The organism is Sphingomonas pseudosanguinis (assembly GCF_014196255.1).
Taxonomy (GTDB): Bacteria; Pseudomonadota; Alphaproteobacteria; order Sphingomonadales; family Sphingomonadaceae; genus Sphingomonas; species Sphingomonas pseudosanguinis.
The window spans coordinates 77,507-85,164 of the sequence record NZ_JACIDH010000015.1 but is presented as its reverse complement, the minus strand read 5'-3'; the positions used below and the strand labels follow the sequence as shown (position 1 = coordinate 85,164).

The following is a 7,658-nucleotide window of genomic DNA, read 5'->3' as shown; positions in this document are numbered from 1 at the left end:
AGGTCATCTTCCGTCCTCCTCTTCAGGGGACGACAGGCTATCCCAACGAGCACCGCTCCTGATTACGCCATGTGGTTCACCGACCAGCCCGCCGCATGCAGCAGTGCGGTTACCCGGCGGTAGCCGTAGCGCCCGTACTGCCTGGCCAGCGCGACGATGTCGTCGGTCAGCACCTCTTCGTCATCTGCCCCGCACGGCACCTTGCGCTGTGTCGACCGGTGCTGCCCCAGCACGCGGCACACGCGCCGCTCGGATACGTACAGCACCTCTCGCACCTGGTCGATGCAGCGTCGGCGTCGCGCGGGGCTCAGAAGTTTCCCCGCGCCGCCTCCTGTAGAATCAACTTGTCCAGTGTCAGGTCGGAGATCGCACGCCGCAGCCGCAGGTTCTCCTTCTCCAGATCTTTCATCCGACGCGCCTGATCCGTCTTCAAGCCGCCGTACTCCTTGCGCCAGCGGTAGTAAGTCTGCTCGCTGACCGCGATCCGCCGGCATGCCTCAGCGGTCGTCCCGCCCTGGCCCAGCATAATCTCGACCTCACGCAGCTTCCCGATGATCTCCTCAGGCTTGTGCTTCTTGGCAGGCATGCGTCGTCCCTTCCTTGATCCAGACTGTCATAGTCGATGGACCACTCAGAAGGGGGCAGCTCACGTCACCGACAGCTATGCCGCCTTTGCCCAGACGATATGGCACATCACCGATGCCGTCGATCTGACGACCGGCCTGCGCTATACCTATGAAACCAAGTCCGGCTATTTCGATCAGGACGCGACCGGAGCATCGCTGGCCGGGCTGACGGCGGCGCAACAGGCGGCGGCCCGGGCGATCCGCACCCGTTATGGCGTGCGCAATTTTTATACCGCGCGCACCGAGGCCGGGCGACTCTCGGGCCAAGCGACCCTGTCCTGGAAGGTCGCCGCACCTGTGCTGGCTTACGCAACCTATGCGCGGGGCAACAAGTTCGGCGGGCTGAACCTCGCCAACATTACTACCACCGGCCAGTTCGCCGCCAATCCCGTCATCCGTCCCGAGACGATCGACAGCTATGAGGTCGGCACCAAGACGACCTGGGCGGACGGTCGGATCACCGCGAACGTCGCGGCCTTCTGGACCGACGTCAAAGACTATCAGACGACGATCGTCGACGTGGAGCGCAACGGCGTGAGCTTCTTCACCAACGCCGCCAAGGTACGGACCCGCGGCTTCGAGGCGGACCTGCGCGCCGCGCCGACACGGTGGCTGACGCTCTACGGATCGGGCACCTATGACGACGCCCGCTACATCTCCTATGCCAATGCACCTTGCCCGATCGAGATCACGGGGCGGACATTGTGCGATTTGAGCGGGCAGCGCCTGCCGGGCGTCTCCCGTTGGGCCGCCTCGGCCGGGGGCGAGGTCCGCGCGCCCCTCGGCGTCAATTTCGGCCATGACGCCGAGGTTTATGCAGGCTCGGATTACAGCTATCGCTCCGCGACCAACAGCACCGCCAGCCTCAGCCGCTATTCGGATATCCCGGCCTATGCGCTGGTCAATCTACGGTTCGGGATCAGAGCCGATGACGGCCGATACGACATCCAGTTCTGGGGGCGGAACATAGCCAACTCGACCTATTATCTGTCCCGGGCGGCCAACAACACGGGCGCCGTTACCGCCACGCTGGGCGATCCCCGGACTTACGGGCTTACCCTTCGCACAAAATGGTAGATGGTTTTCGTCTGCCGTCATACGTTGCAATTGACATGTTCAATGTACTGCGAAGAGGAAACGCCTGGGCTGGCGTCCTTGCTTCAATAGCGATTGATCAAAGCACCATGATTTACAGGCGGTCTCTATGCGTGGTGGCTATCACTTCAGACAAATTTTTGAGCGAATTTCTATCTTGATTGCCGGGCCACAACAGTCATCTTGATAAGCCTGAGGACGCCCCCCGGCGTCAGTGCGAGCGTGAATTCTGCCAGCGCTTGGCACGCGATGCTTTGTACGAGGGCCCCATTCTGGCGACCGCGATCGCTCATCCATCCTCCAGCAGCGCCGCCAGTCGCGCCAGCCGCTCACCCGCATCCTCGATCCGTTCGGTCAGGATCAGCCGCCCGTTCTTTTCGGTCAGCCCCGCGATCGCCTCGCTCGCCTTGCTGTCCGGTCGCGGCGTCAGCGCGATGGCGGCGGGGCCGGCGTCGATCCGCGCGATCCCGTGGCCACGCGCCAGTTCGCGCACGCGCGTGATCGTCATCAGCCGCTCGGCCGCGCGCGGCAAGGCGCCGAACCGGTCGCGCAACTCCTCCTCGAAGCCATCGACATCGTCGATCTCGCGCAGCCGGGCGAGCCGCGCATAGAGCGACAGCCGCACATCCTCGTCCTGGACCCAGTCGGCGGGCAGCCAGCCATCGATGCCCAGATGCAGCTCGGGGGTCCAGCGCTCGACCGTCTCGCCCCGCGCGGTGCGTAGCGCGCCTTCGAGGAGCTGCTGATACAGCTCGACACCGATCAGCCGCATATGCCCGGCCTGCGTCTCGCCCAGCAGGTCGCCGGCACCGCGCATGTCGAGGTCGCGGCCGCTGATCGCGAAGCCCGCGCCCAGCCGGTCGAACGCCTCCAGCGTGCGCAGGCGCTTGAGCGTCCGGGGCGCGATGGCGTCGTCGCCCTTCGTGAACAGCAGTACCTGGCCGCGCCGATGCCCACGTCCGACCCGCCCGCGCAACTGATGCAATTGGGCGAGGCCGAAACGATCGGCATGGACGATCGTCATCGTGTTGGCGCGTGGCACGTCCAGCCCCGCCTCGATGATATTGGTCGCGAGCAGCACGTCGCCGTCGCCACGACCGAAGCGCACCATCGCCTCGTCGATCTCGGCCGCCGGCATCTTACCGTGTGCCTGCAACAGCTCCAGTTCGGGGACCAGCTCGGCCAGCTGCGCGGCGAGCGGCGCCATGTCGGCGATGCGCGGCACCACCACGAAGCTCTGCCCGCCACGCGCGCGTTCGCGCAGCAACGCCGCGCGCAGCATCTCGGGCGCGAAAGCGGAGACGGCGGTACGGATCGGCTGGCGGCGGGCCGGGGGCGTTGCGATCACCGACAATTGGCGCAAGCCCACCAGCGCCGCCTGCAGGGTACGCGGGATCGGCGTCGCCGACAGGCTGAGCACATGGCCCGCCGATCCATGGCCCGCCGAAAGCGCCTGCAATTTCGCCTTGTCTGCCGCGCCGAAGCGCTGTTCCTCGTCGACGATAACGAGCGCTAGGTCGGCATAGGCGACGCCCTTGCCCGCGACCGCACCGGTGCCGATGACGATTTGGATGCTGCCATCCTTCAGCCCCGCCTTGACGCGGCGCGCCTCGGCAGGGGTCGACAGCCGCGACAGGCCGGCGACCGCGATCCCCGTGTCGGCGAAACGCTGGGTGAAGCTGTCGAGATGCTGGCGGGCGAGCACCGTCGTCGGCGCGGCGATCGCCACCTGCTTGCCCGACAGCGCGGCGATGGCGGCGGCGCGCAGCGCGACCTCGGTCTTGCCATAGCCGACATCGCCGATCACCAGCCGGTCCATCGGCCGTCCGGAGGCCAGGTCGTTGCGCACCGCCTCGATCGCGGCGCGCTGGTCGGGCGTTTCCGAGAAGGGAAAGCCCGCCGCGAAGCGTTCATAGGCGGCGGGTTCGGGATCGAGCACCGGCGCGGTGCGGTCGCCTCGCGCTTCGGCTAGCTCGGTCAGCCCGCGCGCAGTGTCGGCGATGGCGGCATCGATGCCGATGCGCCGCTCCTGCCAGCTCTTGCCGTCCAGTGTGTCGAGCGTGACCGCGTCATCCTCCGCGCCGTATCGCCACAGCCGGTCGGCGTCAGCCACGGGCACCAGCCGCACCGCATCGCGCGCATAGGTCAGCTTGATCGCATCGCCGCCCGCGGTCGCATCATCGCGCGCCAGCCGTTCCAGCCCCGCGACGATGCCGATGCCATGATCCTCGTGGATGACGGTGTCGCCGACGCGGACGTCGGCGGGTTGCAGCAGCGCGGGCTCGACATGCGGCACGACGCCGTCGGATCGGTCGGCGCGGCTGCCGATCAGGTCCGCCGCGGCGATGGCAAGCAGGCGTTTGGCGCGAAAACCGCGGTCGGCGGGCGCAGCGAGCGTCAGTAGCGGCCCCGCCGAGCGCTTGCGCACCGCCGACCAGTCGGCGGCCGGGGTCGCTTGGGTTGCCAGCGCCTTTTCGACCCGGCGGGTCAGGAAGCGCAGGTCGCGCTCGCTCCCGATCAGGACCACGCGCTCGCCCGCGTCGATCGCCGCCTTGCCCAGTTTGGCGAGGCCGCGCATCGGCGCCGATTGCTCGACGAAGCGGGGCGGCGGATCGCCGGCGCGGTCGATCGTCATGACCTGCCGCGCCGCGATCAGTGCGTCCCACGCCTTTTCATCGATCACCTCGCGCGCCGCTCGTCGGGCACCGCGCCGCGCGGCATCGGTACTCAGTAGCAGCAGACGCCGACGCCGGTCGTCCGCAGCGGGGGGCAGGACGATCGTCGCATCGGGCAGATGATCGATCAGCGCGCAGCGATCCTCACCCAGCGGCGGCTCGGCCACCCGGCCCAGTTCGCGCCGCTCGATCTCGGCGGTGGTGCGCTGGTCGGCGGGGTCGTAGCTGCGGATCGACACGACCTTGCCGTCTTCCACCTCGATGCGCAGCGGCTGTTCGGCATCGGCGGGAAAGACGTCGAGCACGCGACCGCGCAGCGCCAGTTCGCCCGGCTCGTCGACGCGCTCGTCGGGGATATAGCCTAGCCCGGTCAGCGTATCGAACAAGGCCGGCAGGTCGCATGGCTGGCCGACCGCGACCTGCGGCGGCTCCGCATCGAAGGCGGCGGGAGGCGGATAGGCACGCGCCAGCGCCTCGCCCGTGGTGACCAGCGCGATGCGCGGGCGCTTCGCCTCGCCCAGCATGCGCCGCAGCCCGCGCAGCGCGGACACGCGTTGGCCGACATTGGCGGGGGAAGCGGGGGCCTCGTCCCCCGGCAGCGCGTCGGTGCCGGGGCACATCCAGACGCTCGCCGTCGGTATCAGCGCGGTGAGCGCCCGCGCCACGGCGGCCGCACGCGTCTCATCCGCCTCGACCGCCACGATGTCGTCCTTGGTCAGTCGTTCGGCGAGCGCTGCGGCGGTCTCGACGATACCCAATACGGGATGCGGCGTGCCCGCATCGGGCGCCAGCATGGCAATCTCGGCAGCGGTCAGCGTGCGCATCACATGTCGTATCCCGTTGGGTGACAACGAGAAACGGCTGCCCGACGCGCCCGTTCCCGGGCTCGTCTCACGGCTGTATTTTTAGCCGGTGGTCGAATGGATGGGTGTGGTCGTCATCATGTTTTGCAAACGTATCAAGTTTTCAATAAAATGAGTTTGTGTATTGATGAATTGTCAAGAATGATCATACTGAGAGAATTAAGGCTACAATAGATATTTGATTATATCAAGGCGGCTGCATTACGGGTGACAAAAATTGTTATGGTTAATTAGAATTTATTTCTGTTGGAAACCGAATTGTTTGCATTCTGATGTCGACTGAAGCCCGTGCAGCAAATGCTATCAAAGTACCCGGCATCAAACGCAAATTCGCCGAGAATGTAAATTACCCGATATCACCCATGGGCACCGCGAAGCGCAGCTTCCGGCGCTATGCCGGTGTGCGGTTCGGCGTGCACTTCTGATCCTCGAGTAATCTCTCCGGCGTGTCGGGCGTCGTTATCGCCCCAAACGCCGATAGCCGCTCATGCAAACATACGAGCCGGCGGGGCACCGCCACCCAGATGCCTCGGTCATCGGTGGTTGACCCGGCACCGTCCTGCGCCCAGCATCTGTCCGACATAAAAAGGGGAGGGATGCCGATGGTCACCCATATCGTCTCGGCCGCGATGATCGCCGCCGTCATGGCCGGGGCCGCGCCCGCCGCCGCGCAGGAAGCGCGGCCGGTTGCGATCACGGTCGATGCCGGCCGGACGACGGGGGCGCTGCCGCCGGTCTGGCGGTTCTTCGGTGCGGACGAGCCGAATTATGCGACCATGAAGGACGGGCGCAAACTGCTGCTGTCGCTGGGCAAGCTGCGCAAGGGGGATGTCTATTTCCGGGCGCACAATCTGCTCAATACCGGCGATGGCACGCCGGCGTTCAAATGGGGTAGCACCAACGTCTATACCGAGACCAAGGGCGGCAAGCCGGTCTATGACTGGACCGTGGTCGATCGCATCATCGACACCTATCTGGCGCGCGGCGTCCGCCCCTATCTGCAGATCGGCTTCATGCCCGAGGCGATGTCGACCGCGCCGTCCGGCACGCCCTATCAGCATGGTTGGCGCCCCGGCTTCGACTATAATGCGATCATTTCCGGCTGGGCCTATCCGCCCAAAAGCTACGACAAATGGCGCGAGCTGGTCTATCAATGGACCCGCCACAATGTCGAACGCTATGGCCGGGCGGAGGTCGAGCGCTGGTATTTCGAGGTGTGGAACGAAGCGAACGGCGCCTATTGGGAAGCACCGCCGGAGGAATTCTACAAGCTGCATGATTATGCCGTCGACGGCGTGCGTCGCGCGCTGCCGACGGCTCGGGTCGGCGGGCCGGATTCGGCGGGGGCCGGGGGCGCGTTCATGGACGGCTTCCTGCACCATGTCACCAGCGGCACCAACCATGCGACGGGCAAGACCGGCACGCCGACCGACTTCCTGGCCTTTCACGCCAAGGGGCAGCCGAGCTTCGTCGATGGCCATGTCCGCATGGGGATCGCGACCCATTTGAAGGAGGTCGATCGCGGCTTCGTGAAGGTCACCGCGATCCCCGCACTCGCCACAAAGCCCGTCGTGATCGGCGAGAGCGATCCCGAGGGCTGCGCCGCCTGTCCGGGACCCGAAAACGCCTATCGCAACGGGACGATGTATTCGAGCTATACGGCCGCCAGCTTCGCCCGGATCTGGGAACTGGCGGCGCGGCGGCGGGTCAATCTGGAGGGCGTGCTCTCTTGGTCCTTCGAGTTCGAGAACCAGCCTTGGTTCGCGGGCTATCGCCAGCTGGCGACCAATGGCGTGGCCTTGCCGGTCCTGAACGTCTTCCGTCTGTTCGCGCAGCTCGGCACCGAGCGATTGGCGGCGGAGAGCGATGCGCAGGTGCCGCTGGATATGGCGATGACGCAAGGGGTTCGCGGTGCTCCGGATGTCGGGACCATCGCGACGCGGACCGGCGATGGCCGGATCGCGGTGCTGGTCTGGCATTATCACGACGACGACGTCGCCGGTCCGCCGGCTGCCATTCGATTATCGCTGCGCGGCCTGAAGGGCGCGGCGCCCGCCTCGGCGACGCTGTGGCGGGTCGATGGCGATCATGCCAATGCCTATGCCGCATGGAAGGCGATGGGTGCCCCGCAGTCGCCCAATCAGGCGCAGTATGCCCAGTTGGAAGCAGCGTCCGAAATGCGGTCTGAGATGCTGTCCATCGCCACAGGCGGTGGCGTTGCGACGACGACGCTATCGCTACCACGGCAGGGCGTCGCATTGGTGGTGCTGGGCACACGCTGATCGGCGCCTTCGCCTCCGATGGCGGAGCGATGTGCGTCAGGGCTTGTGTCCTTTCGCCAAGCGCGGCACCTTGGCGATCCGATGCCACGGCCAACAGGCCGGGCGACAATCATGAGG

Annotated in this window: 4 protein-coding genes and 1 pseudogene; 3 read left to right on the top strand and 2 right to left on the bottom strand. The window is 66.2% G+C overall.

The window, feature by feature from the left end; all coding sequences use genetic code 11:
• Nucleotides 1-74: 74 nt before the first annotated feature.
• Nucleotides 75-586: pseudogene (locus tag GGR48_RS14150) on the bottom strand (transposase); the annotation flags it as partial.
• Between GGR48_RS14150 and GGR48_RS14145 the strand changes: the two are divergent.
• Entirely contained in the window at nucleotides 585-1,703 is a 1,119-nt protein-coding gene (locus GGR48_RS14145; protein WP_240455923.1) for a TonB-dependent receptor, read from the top strand. The pseudogene GGR48_RS14150 and the gene GGR48_RS14145 sit on opposite strands and share 2 nt — an antisense overlap.
• A 307-nt stretch (nucleotides 1,704-2,010) precedes the next feature.
• Here GGR48_RS14145 and GGR48_RS14140 read toward each other — a convergent pair whose 3' ends face one another.
• Nucleotides 2,011-5,220 (bottom strand): TRCF domain-containing protein, encoded by a 3,210-nt coding sequence (locus tag GGR48_RS14140; protein WP_183952490.1) that lies wholly within the window; start codon nucleotides 5,218-5,220, stop codon nucleotides 2,011-2,013.
• 311 nt (nucleotides 5,221-5,531) lie between these two features.
• On the opposite strand from GGR48_RS14140, the gene GGR48_RS17960 reads away from it, so the two are divergent.
• Complete coding sequence (locus GGR48_RS17960; protein ID WP_206362436.1) at nucleotides 5,532-5,684, top strand: hypothetical protein; 153 nt, start codon at nucleotides 5,532-5,534, stop codon at nucleotides 5,682-5,684.
• 171 nt (nucleotides 5,685-5,855) lie between these two features.
• A complete protein-coding gene (locus GGR48_RS14135; RefSeq protein ID WP_240455924.1) occupies nucleotides 5,856-7,541 on the top strand; it encodes a GH39 family glycosyl hydrolase in 1,686 nt (561 codons plus the stop codon).
• The last annotated feature ends 117 nt before the right edge of the window (nucleotides 7,542-7,658 follow it).

Coding starts and splice junctions, on each gene's coding strand:
- GGR48_RS17960 (WP_206362436.1), top strand. CDS start 5,532: ATGTCGACTGAAGCCCGTGCAGCAAATGCTATCAAAGTACCCGGCATC.
- GGR48_RS14135 (WP_240455924.1), top strand. CDS start 5,856: ATGCCGATGGTCACCCATATCGTCTCGGCCGCGATGATCGCCGCCGTC.
- GGR48_RS14145 (WP_240455923.1), top strand. CDS start 585: ATGCGTCGTCCCTTCCTTGATCCAGACTGTCATAGTCGATGGACCACT.
- GGR48_RS14140 (WP_183952490.1), bottom strand. CDS start 5,220: ATGCGCACGCTGACCGCTGCCGAGATTGCCATGCTGGCGCCCGATGCG.